Origin of the sequence: Amnibacterium flavum (assembly GCF_003097495.1) — a bacterium.
Lineage (GTDB): Bacteria > Actinomycetota > Actinomycetes > Actinomycetales > Microbacteriaceae > Naasia > Naasia flava.
On record NZ_QEOP01000002.1, the window covers coordinates 436,232 to 457,312 of the forward strand.

Here is a 21,081-nt window from a genome sequence, read left to right on the forward strand (position 1 = left end):
TACCGCGTCGCAAGGCGTCCTCGTGCTGAGGCAGGACTGCAAGCACAGGAGAAGCTCATGTACCCCAAGAACCCCGATGCGGCCACGCGCACCCCGGGTGCCGCGTTCGGCGTCGTCCCCTCTCCCCGGTTCCCCGAGGTCGAAGAGCAGGTCCTCGGCTACTGGAAGCGCGACGGCACGTTCCAGGCCTCCATCGACCAGCGCGAGGGGGCACCCGAGTGGGTGTTCTACGACGGTCCGCCGTTCGCCAACGGGCTCCCGCATTACGGCCACCTGCTCACCGGCTACGCCAAGGATGTCTTCCCGCGCTTCCAGACCATGCGCGGCAAGCAGGTCCACCGCCGCTTCGGCTGGGACACCCACGGCCTCCCCGCCGAGCTCGAGGCGATGCGCCAGCTCGGCATCACGACCAAGGCCGAGATCGAGTCGATGGGCATCGGCGCGTTCAATGCCGAGGCGCGCGCCTCGGTGCTCCGCTACACCGCGGAATGGGAGGAGTACGTCACCCGCTCCGCCCGCTGGGTCGACTTCGAGAACGACTACAAGACGCTCGACACGAGCTTCATGGAGAGCGTCATCTGGGCGTTCAAGCAGCTGCACGACAAGGGGCTCGCCTACGAGGGCTTCCGGGTGCTGCCGTACTGCTGGAACGACGAGACGCCGCTCAGCAACCACGAGCTGCGCATGGATGACGACGTCTACCAGATGCGTCAGGACCAGACGGTCACCGTCACCTTCCCGCTCGTCGGCTCGCGCGCCGAGGCGCTCGGTCTCACCGCGGTGCGCGCGCTCGCCTGGACGACCACGCCGTGGACCCTTCCGACGAACCTCGCGCTCGCGGTCGGTCCCGACATCGACTACGCCGTCGTCCGCTCCGGCCCGAACGGCACGCCCGACTCGGAGGCGCCCGACAGTCTCGCCGGCGACCGGATCGGCGAGGGCCCGGTTCTCGACGTCGAGGTCATGGGGGCCGAGTACCTGCTCGCCGCCGACCTCGTCGGCGCCTACGCGAAGGACCTCGGCTACGACAGCGCCGAGGAGGCGACCGCCGCGATCTCGCGCACCCTCAAGGGAAGCGAACTCGAGGGTGTCCGCTACGACCGGCTCTGGGACTACTACGCCGACACCGAGGTGTGGGGCACCGAGAAGGCCTGGCAGATCCTCGTCGCCGACTACGTCGCGACCGGTGAGGGCACCGGGATCGTTCACCAGGCTCCCGCGTACGGTGAGGACGACCAGCTGGTCTGCTCGGCGGCCGGCATCCCGACGATCATCTCCGTCGACGACGGCGGCAAGTTCCTCTCCAACATCTCCGAGGTCGCGGGCCTGCAGGTCTTCGAGGCGAACAAGCCGCTGACACGTCTGCTGAAGGAGAAGGGCCGCCTGCTGCGTCAGGCGAGCTACGAGCACTCCTACCCGCACTGCTGGCGCTGCCGCCGCCCCCTCATCTACAAGGCCGTCTCGAGCTGGTTCGTGCGGGTCACCGAGTTCCGAGACCGCATGGAGGAGCTCAACCAGCAGATCAACTGGGTGCCCGAGAACGTGAAGGACGGCCAGTTCGGCAAGTGGCTGGCCGGCGCTCGCGACTGGTCCATCTCGCGCAACCGCTACTGGGGCAGCCCCATCCCGGTCTGGAAGAGCGACGACCCCGAGCACCCGCGCGTCGACGTGTACGGCTCGCTCGCCGAGCTCGAACGCGACTTCGGCGCCCTCCCGCTGAACGACGCCGGCGAGCCCGACCTGCACCGGCCGTTCATCGACCAGCTGACCCGGCCGAACCCCGACGACCCGACCGGTCGCAGCACCATGCGCCGCATCGAGGACGTGCTCGACGTCTGGTTCGACTCCGGATCGATGCCGTTCGCGCAGGTGCACTACCCGTTCGAGAATGCGGACTGGTTCGACTCGCACAGCCCGGCCGACTTCATCGTCGAGTACATCGGGCAGACCCGCGGCTGGTTCTACACACTGCACATCCTGTCGAGCGCCCTGTTCGACCGTCCTGCCTTCTCGAACGTGGTGAGCCACGGCATCGTGCTCGGCAACGACGGGCAGAAGATGTCGAAGTCGCTGCGCAACTACCCCGACGTGGGCGAGGTGTTCGACCGCGACGGTTCCGACGCGATGCGCTGGTTCCTGCTGTCCAGCCCGGTGCTGCGCGGCGGCAACCTGGTCGTCACAGAAGAAGGCATCCGCGAGGGCGTCCGTCAGCTTCTGCTGCCGCTGTGGAGCACGTACTACTTCTTCACGCTCTACGCCAACGCATCCGGCGGCGGGTACGACGCCAGGCGGCGCACCGACTCGACCGACGTGCTCGACCGCTATCTGGTCGCCAAGCTGCACGCGCTCATCGAGGGCGTCACCGCGGACTTCGACGCGCTCGACGCGTCGGGCGCCGCGCTGCGCCTGCGCGAGTTCGGCGATGTGCTGACCAACTGGTACGTCCGCCGCAGCCGCGACAGGTTCTGGGTCGGTGCCGGCGACGACGAGGGGGCCTCGACCGAGGCGTTCGACACCCTGTACACGGTGCTCGAGACGCTCGCTCGGCTCGCCGCGCCGCTGCTTCCGCTGGTCGGCGAGGAGATGTGGCGGGGCCTCACGGGCGGGCGCAGCGTGCACCTCACCGACTGGCCCGATGCCGACGAGTTCCCGCTCGATCACGATCTCGTCGCCACCATGGACGCGGTCCGCGGTGTGACCTCCGCAGCGCTCGCCCTGCGCAAGCAGGCGGGCCTGCGGGTCCGTCTGCCGCTCGCCGGGCTGACGGTCGTCGCGCCGGGCGCCTCCTCGCTCGGTCAGTTCGATGGCATCCTGCGCGACGAGCTGAACCTGAAGACGGTGAGGCTGGTCGACCTCGAGTCGACGAGCGCCGCCGATTACGGCATCAGCACACGCCTCACCGTCAATGCCCGCGCGCTGGGCCCCCGCATCGGCAAAGAGGTTCAGCGCGTCATCCAGGCCGCGAAGTCCGGTGACTGGAGCGCCGACGGCGACGTCGTCAGCGCGGGCGGCATCGAGCTCGTCGCGGGGGAGTACGAACTCGTGCTCAGCGCCGACACCGCCGGCGACGAGGCAGGGCCCGCGCTCAGCCTCCTCCCCGGCGGCGGATTCCTGCTGCTCGACACCGCGCTCACCCCCGAGCTCGAGGCGGAGGGGCGCGCCCGCGACCTGGTCCGCGACATCCAGCAGGCCCGACGCGCGGCGGCTCTCGACATCTCGGACCGCATCGACATCCGGTTCGAGGGCGACGCCGATCTGGCTGCCGTGCTCGATGCGCACCGCGAACTCATCGCGTCCGAGACGCTCGCGGTCAGCGTGGAGTTCTCTCCTGCGACCGCGGACTCCACCGGTAACCTGACGGCGTGGCCCGACGGCCACCTGACCTTGCAGAAGCCCGGCACCTGGGGAGCCGCCGACGGCGGACGATTCGAACTGCGCAAGACGGGACCGGTGAGACTCGATGTCTGATTCCTACGACGATGTCGAGGATTTCCACGACGAGGCCGAGCAGGTCGTCTTCGAACTGCAGGAGCGGCTCGGCGAGGGGTCGCCGCAGCCGCGGCTCGAACCCGTCCGCCGCGCCGTGGAACTGCTCGGCGACCCGCACCGCGCGTATCCCGTCATCCAGATCGCGGGTACCAACGGCAAGACGTCCACGAGCCGCATCATCGACAGTCTGCTGCGCGCCCACGGCCTGCGTCCCGGGCTGCTGACCAGCCCGCATCTCGTCGAGTTCAACGAGCGCATCGTCATCGACGGCACGCCGATCTCGGATGAGCGGCTCGTCGCCAACTGGCGCGACATCGAGCCGTATCTCGGCATCGTCGACCGCGATCTCGAACTCGAGGGCGAACCGCCGCTCACCTACTTCGAGGCGCTCGTCGTGCTCGCCTTCGCCGCGTTCGCCGACGCTCCCGTCGACGTCGCCGTGATCGAGGTCGGCATGGGCGGCGAGTGGGATGCGACCAACGTCGCCGACGCGCAGGTCGCCGTCTTCACGCCCATCGCACTCGACCACCAGGCTCGGCTCGGTTCGACCATCGCCGAGATCGCCCGCACCAAGTCGGGCATCGTCAAGCCCGTCGCCTCGGTCGTGTCCGCCATCCAGGTGCCCGAGGCGCTGGCCGAGATCGAGCGCGCCGCCCTGCTGAGCGAGGCGACCCTGAAGGTCGAGGGAGTCGACTTCTCCGAGACCACCCACGTCGGCGTCGGCGGTCAGCTGGTCGACGTGAAGGGCCTCGCCGGGCAGTACACCGAGCTGTTCCTGCCGCTCTACGGCGACCACCAGGCGCACAACGCGGCCCTTGCAGTCGCGGCCGTCGAGTCCTTCCTCGGCGGCGGGGGAGCGGCTCTCGACCCCGACGTCGTCGCCGAGGGATTCGGTGCCGCCACTTCTCCCGGACGCCTCCAGCTCATCGGCACCGACCCGACCGTGTTCGTCGACGCCGCCCACAACCCGCACGGGGCCGCCTCGCTCGCGTCGGCGCTCCAGACCTATTTCAACTTCGGTCGGGTCGTCGCGGTCGTCGCGATCCTCGAGGACAAGGATGCCGAGGGCATCCTGCGCGCGCTCGAGCCGGTCGTGGACGAGTTCGTCGTGACCTTCGCGCCGTCCGACCGCACGCTCGACGTCGAGGAGCTCGCCGGCCTCGCGGTGCAGGTGGCGGGTGCCGACAGGGTGCGGATCGAGCCGACGATCGCTAAGGCGTTCGAGTCGGCCCGAGATGACGTGCGCGACGCCGACAACGGCGCCGTCGTCGTCACAGGATCGATCACCCTCGTCGGCCGGGCCATCGAGGTCGCCGCCGAAGAGGGCTGGAAGGCCACCGCGTGACGACAGCAGGCCGCGCCCCGCGGGGGCGCCGCAAGCGGAGCGTCACCGAGAGCCTCGGCTCGATCGTCCTCGGTTTCGAGGTGATCATCGTGTTCCTCGCCTCGCTCGCCATCGGCGGACTCGGACGCCTTCCGTGGGGCCTCGCCCTCGGGCTCGGGATCGGGCTCTGCGTGCTGATGATCATCGCGATCGGGCTGCTTCGCTACCCCGTCGGAGTGTGGCTCGGCTGGGCCTCCCAAGCGCTGTTCGTCGCGGGCGGACTGCTGGTCGGCGAGATCTTCATCGCGGGCGCGCTTTTCGCGGGAATCTGGACGTACTGCATGATTGTTGGCGGACGCCTCGACGGTCAGCCGCCGCGCGCATCCACCACCTGACACGAAACTATTGCGAGGAGCTCACAACATGGCAGTCGAAGAGACGCTGGTGCTGGTCAAGCCCGACGGAGTCGCACGCGGACTGACCGGGGAAATCCTGCGTCGCATCGAGGCGAAGGGCTACTCCCTCGTCGACATCAAACTCCTCGAACCGAGCCGCGAGCTTCTCGCCGCGCACTACGAGGAGCACTTCGGCAAGCCGTTCTACGAGCCGCTCGTCGAGTTCATGGAGTCCGGTCCCGTCGTCGCAATCCGCATCGCGGGCAACCGGGTGATCGAGGGGTTCCGCGCGCTGGCCGGCACCACGGATCCGACGACCGCCGCCCCCGGCACGATCCGCGGGGACCTCGGCCGTGACTGGGGCCTCAAAGTGCAGCAGAACCTCGTGCACGGCAGCGACTCGCCCGAGTCGGCCGCCCGCGAACTGGCCCTCTGGTTCTAGGTCTTCGCACCGCCCGCTGAGCGCAGCGAAGCGGAGGCCCGTTCCGGCGCCTCTCGTTTCGCTCTCCTCGGTGCGCGCACCTGACGCCCGCTGAGCGCAGCGAAGCGCAGTCCTCTCTCGAGCGACCTGCGTATCGCCCCGCTCAGCGGGCGGAGTGCTCTCAGCTGAACAGCACCGTCAGCAGCAGCGGGAAGTTGTTCAGGATGATCCCGATGATGACCGCGTAGTCGATCGCGACGATCACCCAGGTCCACGGCAGCAGTCGCTGGAAGAAGTGCTGAGCGGACCCGCTGAGGCCGAAGTTGCGCGCGAGGTTGTTCACCGTCCCGTACCAGAACAGCGGGATCGTGACGAGCCAGACCAGCATGCAGTAGGGGCACAGGGTGCCGATGACGAAGACCGTCTGCGTCATCAGCCAGTGGATGAAGACGATGGCGCCGAGCAGCCCGACGTTGTAGAGCGCCCAGAACCAGCGCGGGAATCGTGCCCCCGCCAGTATCGCGACACCGACGAACACCGGCGCGGTGAAGGTCATCAACCCGATCAGGGGGTTGGGGAACCCGAACAGCGATCCCTGCCAGCTCTGGATGACCGGTCCGCACGACACGAACGGGTTGATGTCGCAGGACAGGGGCACCTCGGGGTTCGCGATGAGTGCGAAGCGCTCGATGGTGAGCTGGAACGCTCCGAACAGGCCAACGAGTCCCGTGATGATGAAGAGGATCGCGATGGCGACCGGCTGCCTGGCCGGAGCCGTGCTGGTCGCCGCGTTCGTGCTGGTCATAGCGCAATCCTCCCATTTCTATCTGACGTAGAAGAAGTGGCGTGCCGGTCGATCCGAAAGACGACGTGGCGACGGTCGTCGGACGGGTTGTCCGGCTCGAGCTCGCCTTCGGCGACGAGCCGGAATCCGGCCCGTTCCAGCACGCGGCGCGACGCGAGATTGTCGGCGTGCACGGGCACCACGACGTGTTCGGCCTCCGGTTGCTCGCGCCACAGATCCGCCACGGCGAGCATCACAGCGCCCGATGCCACGCCCCGGCGGAGGGCATCCGGCTCGCCCACGAAGTAGTCGAGGCTGTGGTCGGTCGCCGAGACGTGAACGACCGGCTCGAGCTCGGCGCGGTAGTCGGGTTCGTCGCCGAAGGCGTAGCGCTGCAGGAATCCGACCGGTCGCCCGCCGTGCAGGATGAGGAACACCTCCGTGGGGTCGCTGCCGTCGATCGACGGCCCGTACCGTGCCTCGACCGCGGCCGGTGCCGCGTCCTCGTTCCACCAGCGCGCGACGTGCGGGAGGCGGAGCCAGCCCGACAGGAGCGGGAGGTCGGAACGCGTCAGACGTCTCAGTGCGATCGCCGTCACAGCACGGACCTTACGCCCGAGTCAGCGGGTCGAGGTGCTGTGGAGGCTCGACGTGCGATAATCGGTTTAACACCGCTCGCGCCGCGCGCGGGCGACAGACTTCTCCCGGACCCGCTGCGGCAGGACCGGACCCGCGGATCACCAGCGGTCCGCACACGGCGACAGCGAACCCGCTGACCGCCAAGGCCCAGAACCACACGGGAACGGGCTCACAGAGTTAGGTGGAGGATTCCACCGTCAGTTTCGGATGCGGCGGCGCGGACGCCGCTCCGCGAGGAGTGCACCAGCGATGGTGGAGAACAACGACAACAATCCCGATGGCACGAATCCTGCTGACGCAGGAGCAGGCGACAAGCCCAAGCGGCGCCGTTCCTTCCGGCCTCGAGCATCGGTGCTCGGTCGAGGACGCGCGGCGGCTGCGGCGGCCCAGCCCGAGGAGCGTCCGGTCGCGGGGGAGTCTCCCGCGGTCGAGCAGCTGACCGACGAGGCTCCCGCCGAGGCTGTGACCGAGGCTGTCGCCCCGATCCAGCCCGAGGCGTCCGTCGACGGCGCCACCGACGCTAAGACCGATGCGCCGGACGAGGTCGAGGCGGACACCGCCGACGAAACCGTCGCCGCGGAATCCCAGCCCGCCGAATCCCAGCCTCCCGCAGCCGAGGCTGCGGAAGCCGAGCCCGCCGCCGCGGAGCAGCCGGTCGAGCCCGCCGCACCCAGCGCCCCCAGTCTCTTCCCGCTGTTCCAGGCTCCTCCCGTGCTCGCGCCGGCACCCGGCGACGATGACGACGATGACGACGATGACGCTCTCGGGCAGCGTTCCGGCACGACCACCCGCCGTCGTTCGCGCCGCCGCACCGGTGAGGGCGAGGGAGAGGCGCAGCCTCAGCAGCAGCAGCGTCAGCCTCGCGAGCGCGTCGAACGGGTCGCGGTCCAGATCACCGAACCGCAGAAGATCAAGGGCTCCACCCGTCTCGAGGCGAAGAAGCAGCGCCGCCGCGACGGTCGCGACGCCGGCCGACGCCGCACCGTCGTCACCGAGGCGGAGTTCCTCGCCCGCCGCGAGTCCGTCGACCGCGTCATGGTCGTGCGCAGCACGGACAGTCGTATCGAGATCGGCGTCCTCGAGGACGGCGTCCTCGCGGAGCACTACGTCGCGAAGGCGCAGAACGCCTCGCTCATCGGCAACGTCTACCTCGGTCGGGTGCAGAACGTTCTGCCCAGCATGGAGGCCGCCTTCGTCGACATCGGGCGCGGGCGCAACGCCGTCCTGTACTCCGGTGAGGTCGACTGGGATGCCGCCGCGGTCGAGGGGGAGAAGAACCAGCCCCGTCGGATCGAGCTGGCGCTGAAGCCCGGCGATCGTGTGCTCGTCCAGGTCACGAAGGACCCGGTCGGTCACAAGGGCGCACGCCTCACCAGCCAGATCTCACTGCCCGGCCGCTACCTCGTGTACGTGCCCGGCGGCTCGATGAACGGGATCTCCCGCAAGCTGCCCGACACCGAGCGGGCCCGTCTCAAGCGCATCCTCAAGGAGGTGCTGCCCGACGGCGTCGGCGTCATCGTTCGGACCGCGGCCGAAGGCGCGACCGAGGAGCAGCTTACGCTCGACGTCAACCGCCTCACCGCGCAGTGGCAGCACATCAGCGAGCAGGTCGAGAAGGCCAACGCGCCCGCACTGCTGCACAGCGAGCCCGACCTCCTGGTCAAGATCATCCGCGACGTGTTCAACGAGGACTTCGCACGTCTCGTCATCGCGGGCAACGACGCGCAGCAGACCATCGCCTCGTACCTCGGATCGGTCGCACCCGACCTGCTCGACCGCGTCGAGACGTGGCAGGGCGGCGGCGACGTGTTCGCCGGCTTCCGTGTCCAGGAGCAGATCGACAAGGCGCTCGACCGCAAGGTGTGGCTGCCGTCCGGCGGTTCCCTCGTGATCGACCGCACCGAGGCGATGACGGTCATCGACGTCAACACGGGCAAGTTCGTCGGGTCCGGCGGAAACCTCGAGGAGACCGTCACCAAGAACAACCTCGAGGCAGCCGAGGAGATCGTCCGCCAGCTCCGCCTCCGCGATGTCGGCGGCATCATCGTGATCGACTTCATCGACATGGTGCTCGAGAACAACCGCGATCTCGTTCTGCGTCGTCTCGTCGAATGCCTGAGCCGTGACCGCACGAAGCATCAGGTCGCCGAGGTCACCTCACTGGGTCTCGTGCAGATGACCCGCAAGAAGCTGGGTCTGGGCCTGGCCGAGTCGATGACCGACGCGCCGCGTCAACCGCTCGACTCGAAGCCCGAGCCTCGTCGTGGTCGCAAGCAGCAGTCGCAGTCCGCGCCGCAGCGTCCCGCACAGGGCAGCACCCACGCGATCACCGACGACGCGAAGAACGCGCTCGCGCTGATCGCGAAGAGCACGATCCACCGCGACGCGGTCGCCGAGGAGGCTCACAACGAGCCGGCCGAGGTCGCCGTCGCAGCGGCTGCCGCCATCGTCGTCGAGCTGCCCGCCGAGGCCGACGAGCCGTCGTCGGCTCCCGTTTTCGAGCCGGTCATCGACCTTCCCGTCGTCGCCGCGGCCCCGTCCCGCACGATCGCGCCCGACGCGGAGACCCTCCTGTCGACGGTGCTCGACGCTCTTCCCGAGCCGAAGAAGCCGGGTCAGGGCCGTTCGCGCAGCCGCCGCGTCTCGACGGGCGCGCTGACGGCGGGCGACGCGAGCCGCGTCACCTCCGACCCCACCTCCTGACCCGCGCGCGGGGCGCCTGCGCGCCCCGCGGCGCGAGGGCCCCCTCTCCAGGACGGGCGTTCCGGGCGAACGCGCACGTTGCGGCCGGCCCCGCTGCCCGGAACGTGCGCGCGCCCAATCCCTGACTCGGATATCCCGGGCACATACGCGCGCTCCGGCGTACGCACTTTGTCCGAAACGCACGAACTCGGATCGACGTGCGCCCGGAAAGGCCAGGGTCTCAGACGCACTGCTCAGCCGGGTCGGCGGTGAGACCGCACGTTCCTGACACGGGTGCACGCCGGAACGTGCGTTGGTGCCCCGAATATCCGATCTCGCGGACCGGAGCTTTGCGAGCTCCGGGAACTGCGGGCCGGCGCGCACGTTGCGGCGGGTGGGGCCGGCCGGAACGTGCCAGCTCGCGTCGAACGCCCGTCCTCAGTGGCTCCGTGACGCCGCTACCCAACCTCTAGCGGTCGCGGGCCGGGATTCGCAGGCCGCTGGCGATCAAGCGGCGGACCAGGTCCTTGCCCGACACCTTCTCGGCTCCCGCCGCTACGAGGGCGTCGACTCTGGCCGCCGGGACGTCGTAGTGGTCGAGATCGAAGCTGCGGCGCGGGAGCGAATTCGCCGCCGCGAACGCGTGCAGCTCCTCGAGCGACGAATCGCTCACGAGGTGCGCCCACAGAGTGTCGTGCGCCGGCCACATCGCATCGTCGATGAGGACCGTCATGCATCCATCCTGCACCCGCGGAGGCCTGCTCCCGGCAGCGCGGGCCGAACCGTTTCAGTGCAGCTTCAGCGGGCGTTCGCCACAATGAACCGACGGAGGCTGCTCATGCGCGTGTTGGTGGTGGAGGACGAGACCCGCCTCGCCGAAGGGCTCCGGCGCGGACTCGAGGCGGAGAGTTTCGCCGTCGACGTCGCCGCAACCGGCACCGACGGGCTCTGGATGGCACGCGAGCAGGACTACTCCGTGATCCTCCTCGACATCATGCTCCCCGGCATCAGCGGGTACCGCGTGTGCGAGACGCTCCGCAAAGAGGGCAACTGGACGCCCATCCTGATGCTGACCGCCAAGGACGGCGAGTGGGACCAGGTCGAGGCGCTCGACACCGGAGCCGACGACTACCTCACGAAGCCCTTCTCGTTCGCGATCCTCCTCGCCCGGCTGCGCGCTCTCATACGCCGCGGGGCCGCCGAGCGCCCGACCGTGCTCGAGGCCGGCGATGTGAAGGTCGATCCGGCGTCACGACGTGTGTGGCGGGGCGACACCCCCGTCGACCTGACCGCGCGCGAGTTCGCGGTGCTCGAGTTCCTCATCCGACACGTCGGCGACGTCGTGACGAAACGCGAGGTGCTCGACGCGGTCTGGGATTTCGACTTCGAAGGCGACGCGAACATCGTCGAGGTCTACGTGCGGCACCTGCGCAACAAACTCGACAGGCCCTTCGGTCGTGCCGCGATCGAGACGCTTCGCGGCGCCGGGTATCGGCTGGCGTCGAACGGTGGCTGAGCGTCGGCCGGTCCGGGGCCGGCGGGTCTCGCTCCGGACGCGCATCACCCTGATCTCCGCCGCGGCGGTCGCCGTCACCCTGGTCGTCGGGGCCGTCCTCTTCGGCGCGCTCCTCCGCTTCTCCCTCATCGAACAGCTCGATTCCGCGATCTCCGCGCAGGCCGCGACCGTAGCGAACCAGCTGGACGCCTCGGGCAGCTCCACCACGAGCGGATCGGACTCGGAGGGCTCGGGCTCGGATGGATCGGGCTCGGACGGCGCCGACCCCTCCGGATCCGGCAGCGGATCGAACAGCGGTTCGGTGGATGACGACGATTCCGGCGACGACGATTCCGGCGGGTCGAGCGACGACTCGGGGGACGGCGATTCCGGCGGGTCGAGCGACGACTCGGGGGACTCGTCCGACGACTCGGGTGGAAGCGGGTCGGGAAGCGACGATTCGGGAAGCGACGACGACCTGCCCCGGGTCGAGGGCGATGTGGTTCTCGGCGACCTCGACGGCACATTCGTCCAGGTGCAGAACGAGGCGGGGGAGGTCGTCGCGTCGACGGATGACATCGCGGGGCTCGCCGCGCTCGGCAGACCGGACGGTGCCGAGCACTGGACGGTCCGCCTGCCGGGGGAGGACGGGCTCTTCGAGGCGACCGCCGCCGAGAACAACGGGTTCGTGGTTGTCGCGGGCCAGAGCCTCGACACGGTCGACGAGGCGGTCGCTACGGTGTCACGCCTGCTGCTCGTGACGGTTCCGCTCCTCATCGTGCTGCTGGCCGTCGCGACCTGGATCGTGGTCGGCCGCGCCTTGAGGCCCGTCGAACGGATGCGTCGCGAGGTCGACGCCGTCGGCGGTACGACACTCCATCGACGCGTCGATGACCACGGCGCCCGCGACGAGATCGGACGCCTGGCGACCACCATGAACTCGATGCTCGATCGACTCGAGGCGTCGCAACGCTCGCAGCGCCGATTCGTCTCCGACGCCTCGCACGAACTCAAGTCGCCGCTGGCGTCCCTCCGGCAGTACGCCGAGGTCGCCCAGGCGCACCCGGATCGCATCTCGTCGCAGGAGCTCACCGACGCGATCCTCGACGAGGGGGCCCGCCTCGAGAGACTCGTCCAGGGCATGCTCGTGCTCGCCCGGGCGGACGAGACCACGCTGGGCCCGACCGGCCGAGCTGTCGACCTCGACGACATCGTGCTGGCGGAAGCCCGCCGGATCCGCGATTTGACCTCCATCGCGGTCGGCACCGCCGACGTCGCTCCCGCCCGAGTCGGCGGCGATGAGGGGACCCTCGGCCAGGTCGTCCGGAATCTCGTCGACAACGCCGCGCGGCACGCCCGTTCGCGGATCGAGCTCACCCTCACCGACGGTGTTCTGCTCGCCGTCGACGACGACGGCGACGGCATCCCTCCCGAGGAGCGCGAGCGGATCTTCGAGCGCTTCGTGCGCCTCGACGACGCGCGTTCCCGCGACGCGGGCGGCAGCGGTCTGGGGCTCGCGATCGTGCGCGAGATCGTCGCCGCCCACGGCGGATCCGTCGCGGTGAGCACCGGTCGTCTCGGCGGAGCGCGCTTCGAGGTGCGCCTGCCCGCTCCTGCCCAGTCCGCCGGCTGAAAAGGCCTTCAGTTCGCTTCAGTCCCGCTTCAGCGCCGGCTCACGAGACTGACTCCCGTCCGCACGAACAAGGGAGTGGAACCATGAAGAAGAAGACCATCTGGATCGGCGCCGGAGCACTCGCCGCAGTCCTCGTCATCGGCGGAGTCGGCGTCGCCGTCGCCCAGCCGTTCGGCGACGACGACGATCACCTCACCGGTTCGGCGCTCGATGACGCCACTGCTGCCGCCCTGGCCGAAGTCGGCGGCGGCCAGGTCACGAAAGCCGAGCGCAGCGACGACGGCGACCACCTCTACGAGGTCGACGTGACGCTTCCCGACGGCCGCCAGGTCGACGTCGACCTCGACTCCGACTTCCGAGTCGTTCGCGTCGACGACGACAGCGACGACGATCGCAGCAACAGCAACAGCAACAGCAACAGCAACAGCAACAGCAACAGCAACCTCGACGACGACTCGACAGGCCTGGACGACCGCGGCGGTCGCGGCGGCGACGACGCTGCTGACGACACCGGCCGCGACGACAGGGGCGGCGACGATGATGGTGTGAACAGCTCGGATGTCGGCGCCTCGGCCGGCACGGACAGCGCTGCCGCGGCCGCAGCCGCGTTGACCGAGGTCGGCGGCGGCACCGTCGTCGAGGTCGATCGCGACGACGATGCGGACCACGCCTGGGAGGTCGAGATCGTCCGCACCGACGGGTCCCGCGTCGAGGTTGAGCTCGATGCGGCGTTCCAGGTGACGCGCGTTCACGAATGAGCTGGAGCGGGCCCGCGGATCGGTCGCCGGGCGGCCGTCGGCCGCCTGGGGGCACCGCATTCGGCGGTCCCGACCGACCCGCCGTCCTCCGCCCGCCCGGTGACGGAGGACGGTATGCTCAGGGGGACGGTCAGCCCGGCGGCTTGGTTGCCGGTCGTCCACTCATCGGGTACGCTTGACCGTCGGTGTGCGCGGCATAGCCCGCACCGATTCTTCGCCGCCGGAACTCCTGAGACCGCGCGGACATACCAACAGATTGGCTAGAAACGTGGTTTACGCGATTGTGCGCGCCGGCGGGCGGCAGGAGAAGGTCGAGGTCGGCACGGTTGTCGTCCTCGATCGCATCAAGGCCGACGACAACGGCAACATCCAGCTCGCCCCGGTGCTCCTCGTCGACGGTGAGAACATCACCCACGACGCGTCGGCCCTCGCCAAGGTCGTCGTGACCGCTGAGGTCCTCGGCGACGAGCGCGGCAAGAAGATCGTCATCCAGAAGTTCAAGAACAAGACCGGTTACAAGAAGCGCCAGGGCCACCGTCAGGAGCTCACGCGCGTCAAGATCACCGGCATCAAGTAAGCGCGAAGGGTTCGAGCAGATGGCACACAAAAAGGGCGCAAGCTCTACCCGTAACGGTCGCGACTCCAACGCGCAGCGCCTCGGCGTCAAGCGCTTCGGCGGTCAGGTCGTCAACGCCGGCGAGATCATCGTCCGCCAGCGCGGCACTCACTTCCACCCCGGCGTGAACGTCGGCCGTGGCGGCGACGACACCCTGTTCGCCCTCGCCGCAGGCGCCGTCGAGTTCGGCGCCAAGGGCGGTCGCAAGGTCGTCAACATCGTGGTGGCGGCTGGCGAGTAACAACAGCTGTGGTGAATGGGCGGGCCTGATCGGCTCGCCCATTCGCATTTGTCCAGGCGGATGCCGGACGACGGCACGTCACAACATCCATAGAGCGAACACAGGGCCTGCGGGCCCGCACAGGAAGGAGCCGACATGGTCGCGACATTCATCGACCAGGTGACGCTTCATCTCCGGGCGGGGAACGGCGGCAACGGTTGCGTCTCGGTCCGTCGCGAGAAGTTCAAGCCCCTCGCGGGCCCCGACGGCGGCAACGGCGGTCACGGCGGCGACATCGTCATCGTCGCCGACCCGCAGACCACGACGCTCCTCGGCTACCACCGCGGCCCGCATCGCTCGTCCTCGAACGGCGGGCCCGGAATGGGCGACCACCGTGCGGGAACCAGCGGCGAGGTCCTCGAACTCCCGGTGCCGGTCGGCACCGTCGTCAAGGACGCCGACGGCACCGAGCTCGTCGACCTCACCGAGCCCGGCATGCGCCTCGTCGTCGCGCCCGGCGGGCGCGGCGGTCTCGGCAACGCCGCCCTCGCCACGACCAAGCGCAAGGCGCCCGGATTCGCTCTGCTCGGAACGCCCGGCTGGGAAGGCGATGTCGAGCTCGAGCTGAAGACCGTCGCCGACGTCGCGCTCGTCGGCTACCCGTCGGCCGGCAAGTCCAGCCTCATCGCGGCCATGTCCGCAGCGCGGCCCAAGATCGCCGATTACCCCTTCACGACCCTGCAGCCCAACCTCGGCGTCGTCGAGGCGGGCACCGTCCGCTACACGATCGCCGACGTCCCCGGTCTGATCGAGGGCGCGAGCGAGGGCAAGGGTCTCGGCCTCGAGTTCCTCCGCCATGTCGAACGCTGCAGCGCCCTGCTCCATGTGCTCGACTGCGCGACGCTCGATCCGGGCCGCGACCCGATCAGCGACCTCGACGTGATCCTCGGCGAACTCGGCGCCTACCCGGTGCCCGAAGGCCAGGTCCCGCTGCTCGAGCGTCCCCAGCTCATCGCCCTGAACAAGGTCGACGTGCCCGAAGCCCGCGATCTCGCCGACATGGTGCGTCCCGAGCTCGAGAGCCGCGGCTACCGGGTCTTCGAGATCTCCACGGTCAGTCGCGAGGGGCTCCGCGAGCTGTCGTTCGCGCTGTCCTCCGTCGTCCAGGACGCCCGCACCGCCGTCCCCGCGGCGAAGCCCCGCATCGTTCTGCGCCCGAAGCCGGTCAACGCCACCGAGTACACGGTGCAGGTCGAGGGCGGCAGCTACGGCAACATCTACCGCATCCTCGGCGACAAGCCCGAGCGGTGGGTTCAGCAGACCGACTTCGCCAACGATGAGGCCGTCGGCTTCCTCGCCGACCGGCTCGCGGCGCTCGGCGTCGAGGACGCCCTCTTCAAGGCCGGTGCAGTCCCCGGCTCCACCGTGATGATCGGACCCGGCGGCGGTGTCGTCTTCGACTGGGAGCCCACGCTGAGCTCGGCCGCCGAGCTGATCACGAGCCCTCGCGGATCCGACCCGCGCGTCGACCGCAACCCGCGCCCCACCCGCGCGGCGCGGCGCGACAACTACTTCGACCGCATGGATGCCAAGGCGGAGGCGCGCGCCGAGATGGAGCGCGAGCGCGACGCCGGCATGTGGCGCGAGGAGCACAACCGGCCCGCCGACGATGCCGCACGCGCGGAGTCCGAGCGCATCGCCCCCGAGCAGGTCGACGCGGATCAGATCGAGGAGGGTCGGTGACCGTAGCGAGTCGCGAGCAGATCGGCGAAGCGCGGCGCATCGTCGTGAAAGTCGGTTCCTCCTCGATCAGCGGTGCCAACGCCGGCCAGATCGCGCCTCTCGTCGCCGCTCTTGCCGAGGCGCACGGACGCGGCGTCGAGGTCCTCCTCGTCTCGTCCGGCGCCATCGCGACGGGCATGCCGTACCTCAAGCTCGACTCCCGGCCCACTGACCTCGCGACCCAGCAGGCAGCCGCGGCCGTGGGTCAGAACGTGCTCATCTACCGCTACCAGGACAGCCTCGACGCGTTCGGGATCGTCGCCGGCCAGGTGCTCCTCACCGCCGGCGACCTCGAGAACCCGACGCATCGCAAGAACGCCGAGCGTGCCATCGAGAAGCTGCTCGAGCTGCGGATCCTGCCGATCGTCAACGAGAACGACACCGTCGCGACCCACGAGATCCGGTTCGGCGACAACGATCGACTCGCCGCGCTCGTCTCGGTCCTCGTCAAGGCCGACCTCCTCGTCCTGCTCAGCGACGTGGATGCGCTCTACACCCGTCCGCCGCTCGAGCCGGGCGCGGTCCGGATCGATCACGTGCCGTTCGGCGACGACCTCGCGGGCGTCGTCATCGGATCGGTGGGAACGGGGATCGGCACCGGCGGAGCGACGACGAAGGTCGCCGCGGCCCGTCTCGCCGCCGACGCCGGGGCTGCGGTCCTGCTGGCCTCCACCGCGCAGGTGGCGCAGGCGCTCACCGGTGCCACGGTCGGTACCTGGTTCGACCCGGCGCCCTCAGCGGACGCGGTACCCGCGGTCCGCTAGCTGCCATCCGTCCGGCTCTTCCCGCCATCTCGGCCGGCGGCGGAACGGCGGACAATAGGATCGTCGGCATGGCTGTCACGACCGCTCCCGCCACATTCGCCGACCAGATCGGGTTCGACGAGAAGCTGAAAGCCGCCCGCGCCGCTTCGCGTGTGCTGGCGACCCTGCCATCCGAGCGGAAGGATGCCGCCCTTCGAGCGATCGCGGACCGCATCGTCGAGGACTCCGCCCGGATCATCGAGGCGAACGCGCTCGACCTCGAGGCGGCGAGGGACAACGGTCTGTCCACCGGGCTGCAGGATCGGCTTCGTCTCGACGAGGCGCGGCTGAGTGCGCTGGCTGCCGCCGTGATCGACATCACGGCCCTCGTCGACCCGGTGGGGGAGAGCATCCGGGGTCGCACGCTGCCCAACGGCCTCAAGATCAACCAGGTCCGCGTCCCGTTCGGCGTCGTCGGCGCGATCTACGAAGCCCGGCCCAACGTCACGATCGACATCGCGTCGTTGGCGCTGAAGAGCGGCAACGCCGTCATCCTGCGCGGCGGCAGTGCTGCGGAGAACTCGAATCGAGTGCTCGTCGAATCGATCCAGGCGGCGCTCGTCTCCGCCGGCGTCCCCGCCGAGGCGGTGCAGACCATCGACGAGTTCGGTCGCGAGGGCGCACGGCGGCTCATGCAGGCCCGCGGCTACGTCGACGTCCTCATCCCGCGCGGAAGCGCGGAACTGATCAACACCGTCGTCGCCGAGTCCAAGGTGCCGGTCATCGAGACGGGGGCTGGCGTGGTGCACATCTTCATCGACGAGACCGCGGATGCGGATCTCGCCGCCGAGGTCGTCCACAACGCGAAGGTGCAGCGCGTCAGCGTGTGCAATGCGCTCGAGACGCTGCTCATCCATCGCGGCGCTGCCGACCGGGTGCTGGGGCCGGTGCTCGACGCTCTCCGCGCATCCGGTGTCACGATGCACGCGGACTCGGCGACGCGGCTCCTCTATGCCGACTCGGTCGACGCCACCGAGGACGACTGGCGTGCCGAGTACTACTCCCTCGACCTCGCGGTGAAGATCGTCGACTCCCTCGACGAGGCGCTGGAGCACATCCAGACCTACTCGACCCACCACACCGAGTCGATCCTCACCCAGGACTTCACGAACGCGGAGCGGTTCCTGGCGGAGGTCGATTCCGCCGTCGTCATGGTCAACGCGTCGACGCGGTTCACCGACGGGGGAGAGTTCGGCTTCGGTGCGGAGGTGGGCATCTCGACGCAGAAGCTGCATGCCCGCGGTCCGATGGGGCTGCAGGAGCTGACGAGCACCAAGTGGCTCGTCCGCGGCACCGGGCAGACACGGGGCTGAGCCTCTCTCCGAAACCGGCGGCGGCAGTCCGCCCGCTGGCGAACCCTTGGCTAGACTTGCGCGAGTCCCGATCCGGGGCGAAAACAGAAACGGAGCCAGCATGTCGCTGTCGCTGACCGCACTGGTCACCGCCGCCGCAGAAGAGGCGAACCACGTCGAACTCCCGATGCCGACGTTCGTCTACGGCCTCATCGCGCTCGTCGCCTTCGCGGCCCTCGCGATCGTCGTCTGGAGCTACCGCAACGTCGCCAACCGGCACAGCCAGGTGTCGGGCGCCCAGGGCGGAGACGGCTCCGGCCACGGCAGCGCTCACGGCGGCTGACGCGAACGTGGAGAACTCGATCGAGCGCACCCGGCCGCGCATCGGCGTCATGGGTGGAACGTTCGATCCGATCCATCACGGCCACCTCGTCGCTGCGAGCGAGGTCGCCCAGTCGATGGACCTCGACGAGGTCATCTTCGTTCCGACCGGCCAGCCGTGGCAGAAGCGCGGCGTGTCGGAAGCGGAACATCGCTACCTCATGACGGTCATCGCAACCGCCTCGAACCCCCGGTTCACGGTGTCCCGCGTCGACGTCGATCGGAAGGGCCCGACCTACACGATCGACACCCTCAAAGACATCCAGGAACAGCGTCCTGATGCGGATCTCTTCTTCATCACGGGTGCCGACGCGATCAAGCAGATCATCTCCTGGAAGGACGTCGACGCCCTCTGGGAGCTGGCGCATTTCGTCGCGGTCAGTCGTCCCGGACACGTTGTGTCCGTTTCGGATTTACCCAAGCGCAACGTAAGCTGGCTAGAAGTTCCGGCGCTGGCGATATCGTCAACCGACTGCCGAAGTCGGGTGAACAGGGGGTTTCCTGTTTGGTATCTCGTTCCCGATGGCGTCGTACAGTACATCTCCAAGCATGACCTGTATCGGAGTAATCCATGACTTTGTCGCAGGAACAGCAGCCTCAAGAGCGCCGGGGAGCGGGCTCCGGGGCTCCCGCGAACCAGCAGCCGCGTAGCCGCCGTGAGGCGCGCGACGCCGAGCGTCGAGCCCAGTCGGTTGAGACCGCCGAGACGGGCGAGCTGTCGAACGTTCACCCCTCGGGTGCGTACGACCTCAATGCCTCGGGCAACATCTGGGACACGGTGTCCCGCACCGCCGCGTCGCAGCTGACCGACGCCGCCACCGAGGCCGAGCGTCGAACCGGGCGCCGCGTCGCCGACCGGGATCGCGAGCACACGCCTGCTCCCGAGCCGCTCAGCTATGTGACGCAGGCCCGGCCGAACATCCCGACCTACGACGCTCCGTCGTTCCGCGACCGCCTCCAGCAGGTCGCCGAGTCGGCTGGTGCCACCTCCGCGGCGTTCCGTGAGCGCGATTTCGCGCCGACGCCGACGGCTCCCGCCGCCCCGGCTGCTCCTCAGCCGGTCGTCGAGCTCGACTACCACACCCAGACGCGCACGCCTCCGCTGCGCCCGATGCCCGCTGCGTCGACTCCTGCTGCTCCGGCGCCGGTCGCCCCGACGCGGGTCGCATCGGCTCCCGTCGAAGCTCCCGAGCCGGCGTCGACCCTTGATCACACCCTGACGCGGCGTGAACTGCGCGTGCTGCGTGAGACGGGGGCGATCCCGCCCTTCACTCCCGCCGACCTCGCTCCTCGCGAGGGTGGCTGGCAGGCCACCCCCGACCCGGCGCCTGCATCCGTGTCGCCGCCCGTCGGTTTCCGCGAGCCCGCGCCTCTGACTCCGGTCGCCGGCATCCCGCTCGGATCGGCGTTCACCTCCTACGAGGACACCGCCACAGCTCCCATGTCGGCCATCGACCGCGCGGCACTCCTCGCGGACGAGCCGGTGCAGAAGAAGTCTCGTGCCGTGAAGCCGGCGAGTGACGCGTGGGAGGGTGACATCCCGCTCGGCGGTCCGACCTCTGCTCCTGTCGATGCGCCGATTGCGGAGCCGGTCTCCGCTGCTCCCGCACCTCGTTCCGCCGTCCCGACACCCCCCGCGGCCGAGGCCGTCGAGACGGTCGTCGAGGTCGAAGACGAGCCCGACTTCACCGATGCGCCCATCACGGGTCTGCTCGGATTCGAGGCGCTTATCGCGCAGGCGAGCACCGGTGTCGAATCTCCTACCGGACCCGTCGCGGATGCGCGACCGCTGTCGGCTCGCCAGCCCGATGGAGGGTCGGACTTCGACCGTGCCTACACTCCGCCAGCCGGACACTGGTCGGTGCAGGCCGAGCGCGAGGACGACAGCCCGCAGCCTTTCGACGGTCTGCTCTCGCGCAATGTGGGCAGCTCGAGCGGTTCCACGAATGCTCTGATCATGCCGAGCGACCCTCAGCCCGATCTGATGCACGCGCTGAACAGCACGGGAGAGATCCTGGTCACGGGTTCTCTCGACCTGCCGCGCAGCCTCTCCTCGACCGGGGCGACGTCGGATCATTACGACTCGTCCGAGATCGATCGACTCTTCGAGGCCAGCCAGGAAGACCACCACAACGCGGATGTCGCTCCGGTGCGAGCCGCTCGTGCGGTGAGCACCCACACGTCGACCCGCAGCGTAGTCAGCCCGCGCAAGTCGCGCGGAGGTAACCTGCCCTTTGTTCTGGCGATCACCGCGGCGGTCATGGCTGCCGGCGTCATCGCCGTACTGATCACTTCTATCGTTACGGGGACTCTCTAATTCCTTCCGAAGTTTCTACGCCCGCCGGGGCGACGCAGCATGCCATCGAT

At 69.2% G+C, this 21,081-nt stretch carries 18 protein-coding genes and 2 pseudogenes; 17 read left to right on the forward strand and 3 right to left on the reverse strand.

Annotation, left to right across the window (positions count from 1 at the left end; all coding sequences use genetic code 11):
- Window positions 1-57: 57 nt before the first annotated feature.
- Genes ileS through ndk form a run of 4 tightly spaced genes read left to right on the forward strand, consistent with a single transcriptional unit; the run spans window position 58 to window position 5,650 of the window.
- Window positions 58-3,468 (forward strand): isoleucine--tRNA ligase, encoded by a 3,411-nt coding sequence (gene ileS, locus DDQ50_RS09730; RefSeq protein WP_116756541.1) that lies wholly within the window; start codon window positions 58-60, stop codon window positions 3,466-3,468.
- Window positions 3,461-4,834, forward strand: coding sequence for a bifunctional folylpolyglutamate synthase/dihydrofolate synthase (locus DDQ50_RS09735; RefSeq protein ID WP_116756542.1), 1,374 nt, complete (start codon window positions 3,461-3,463; stop codon window positions 4,832-4,834). Before ileS ends, DDQ50_RS09735 begins: the two co-directional genes overlap by 8 nt.
- On the forward strand, window positions 4,831-5,208 hold the full coding sequence (locus DDQ50_RS09740; protein ID WP_240614332.1) for a DUF4233 domain-containing protein: 378 nt from the start codon (window positions 4,831-4,833) through the stop codon (window positions 5,206-5,208). The genes DDQ50_RS09735 and DDQ50_RS09740 overlap by 4 nt, the downstream gene beginning before the upstream one ends.
- Before the next feature lie 28 nt (window positions 5,209-5,236).
- Complete coding sequence (ndk, locus tag DDQ50_RS09745; protein ID WP_116756544.1) at window positions 5,237-5,650, forward strand: nucleoside-diphosphate kinase; 414 nt, start codon at window positions 5,237-5,239, stop codon at window positions 5,648-5,650.
- Window positions 5,651-5,810: 160 nt separating this feature from the next.
- Here ndk and DDQ50_RS09750 read toward each other — a convergent pair whose 3' ends face one another.
- Window positions 5,811-6,434 (reverse strand): vitamin K epoxide reductase family protein, encoded by a 624-nt coding sequence (locus DDQ50_RS09750; protein WP_116756545.1) that lies wholly within the window; start codon window positions 6,432-6,434, stop codon window positions 5,811-5,813.
- Entirely contained in the window at window positions 6,431-7,012 is a 582-nt protein-coding gene (locus DDQ50_RS09755) for a GNAT family N-acetyltransferase (RefSeq protein ID WP_116756546.1), read from the reverse strand. Before DDQ50_RS09755 ends, DDQ50_RS09750 begins: the two co-directional genes overlap by 4 nt.
- Before the next feature lie 289 nt (window positions 7,013-7,301).
- Here DDQ50_RS09755 and DDQ50_RS09760 point away from each other — a divergent pair, with 289 nt between their 5' ends.
- Entirely contained in the window at window positions 7,302-9,755 is a 2,454-nt protein-coding gene (locus tag DDQ50_RS09760; RefSeq protein WP_116756547.1) for an Rne/Rng family ribonuclease, read from the forward strand.
- Window positions 9,756-10,203: 448 nt separating this feature from the next.
- Here the strand turns inward: DDQ50_RS09760 and DDQ50_RS09765 are convergent, their stop codons facing one another.
- On the reverse strand, window positions 10,204-10,467 hold the full coding sequence (locus tag DDQ50_RS09765) for a DUF4031 domain-containing protein (RefSeq protein ID WP_116756548.1): 264 nt from the start codon (window positions 10,465-10,467) through the stop codon (window positions 10,204-10,206).
- A gap of 105 nt (window positions 10,468-10,572) precedes the next feature.
- Here DDQ50_RS09765 and DDQ50_RS09770 point away from each other — a divergent pair, with 105 nt between their 5' ends.
- The 12 genes and pseudogenes from DDQ50_RS09770 to DDQ50_RS09820 all read left to right on the forward strand — a co-directional run bounded on the left by DDQ50_RS09770 (window position 10,573) and on the right by DDQ50_RS09820 (window position 21,031).
- Window positions 10,573-11,250: a response regulator transcription factor gene (locus tag DDQ50_RS09770; RefSeq protein ID WP_116756549.1), complete on the forward strand. Its 678-nt coding sequence runs from the start codon at window positions 10,573-10,575 to the stop codon at window positions 11,248-11,250.
- A 784-nt stretch (window positions 11,251-12,034) separates the two neighbouring features.
- Window positions 12,035-12,385: pseudogene (locus DDQ50_RS17690) on the forward strand (histidine kinase dimerization/phospho-acceptor domain-containing protein); the annotation flags it as partial.
- 150 nt (window positions 12,386-12,535) lie between these two features.
- A pseudogene (locus DDQ50_RS17695) lies at window positions 12,536-12,862 on the forward strand (ATP-binding protein); the annotation flags it as partial.
- Window positions 12,863-12,945: 83 nt separating this feature from the next.
- Entirely contained in the window at window positions 12,946-13,620 is a 675-nt protein-coding gene (locus DDQ50_RS09780; protein ID WP_116756551.1) for a PepSY domain-containing protein, read from the forward strand.
- A gap of 268 nt (window positions 13,621-13,888) precedes the next feature.
- Window positions 13,889-14,197: a 50S ribosomal protein L21 gene (gene rplU, locus DDQ50_RS09785; protein ID WP_116756552.1), complete on the forward strand. Its 309-nt coding sequence runs from the start codon at window positions 13,889-13,891 to the stop codon at window positions 14,195-14,197.
- A 19-nt stretch (window positions 14,198-14,216) separates the two neighbouring features.
- Window positions 14,217-14,477, forward strand: coding sequence for a 50S ribosomal protein L27 (rpmA, locus tag DDQ50_RS09790; protein ID WP_116756553.1), 261 nt, complete (start codon window positions 14,217-14,219; stop codon window positions 14,475-14,477).
- A gap of 135 nt (window positions 14,478-14,612) precedes the next feature.
- Complete coding sequence (gene obgE, locus DDQ50_RS09795; RefSeq protein WP_116756554.1) at window positions 14,613-16,199, forward strand: GTPase ObgE; 1,587 nt, start codon at window positions 14,613-14,615, stop codon at window positions 16,197-16,199.
- Window positions 16,196-17,002 (forward strand): glutamate 5-kinase, encoded by an 807-nt coding sequence (gene proB, locus DDQ50_RS09800; protein ID WP_116756555.1) that lies wholly within the window; start codon window positions 16,196-16,198, stop codon window positions 17,000-17,002. Before obgE ends, proB begins: the two co-directional genes overlap by 4 nt.
- A 68-nt stretch (window positions 17,003-17,070) precedes the next feature.
- Window positions 17,071-18,354, forward strand: coding sequence for a glutamate-5-semialdehyde dehydrogenase (locus tag DDQ50_RS09805; protein ID WP_116756556.1), 1,284 nt, complete (start codon window positions 17,071-17,073; stop codon window positions 18,352-18,354).
- Window positions 18,355-18,454: 100 nt separating this feature from the next.
- On the forward strand, window positions 18,455-18,676 hold the full coding sequence (locus DDQ50_RS09810) for a hypothetical protein (RefSeq protein ID WP_116756557.1): 222 nt from the start codon (window positions 18,455-18,457) through the stop codon (window positions 18,674-18,676).
- 19 nt (window positions 18,677-18,695) lie between these two features.
- Entirely contained in the window at window positions 18,696-19,289 is a 594-nt protein-coding gene (gene nadD / locus DDQ50_RS09815) for a nicotinate-nucleotide adenylyltransferase (protein WP_276308411.1), read from the forward strand.
- Complete coding sequence (locus tag DDQ50_RS09820) at window positions 19,286-21,031, forward strand: hypothetical protein (RefSeq protein ID WP_133245954.1); 1,746 nt, start codon at window positions 19,286-19,288, stop codon at window positions 21,029-21,031. The genes nadD and DDQ50_RS09820 overlap by 4 nt, the downstream gene beginning before the upstream one ends.
- The last annotated feature ends 50 nt before the right edge of the window (window positions 21,032-21,081 follow it).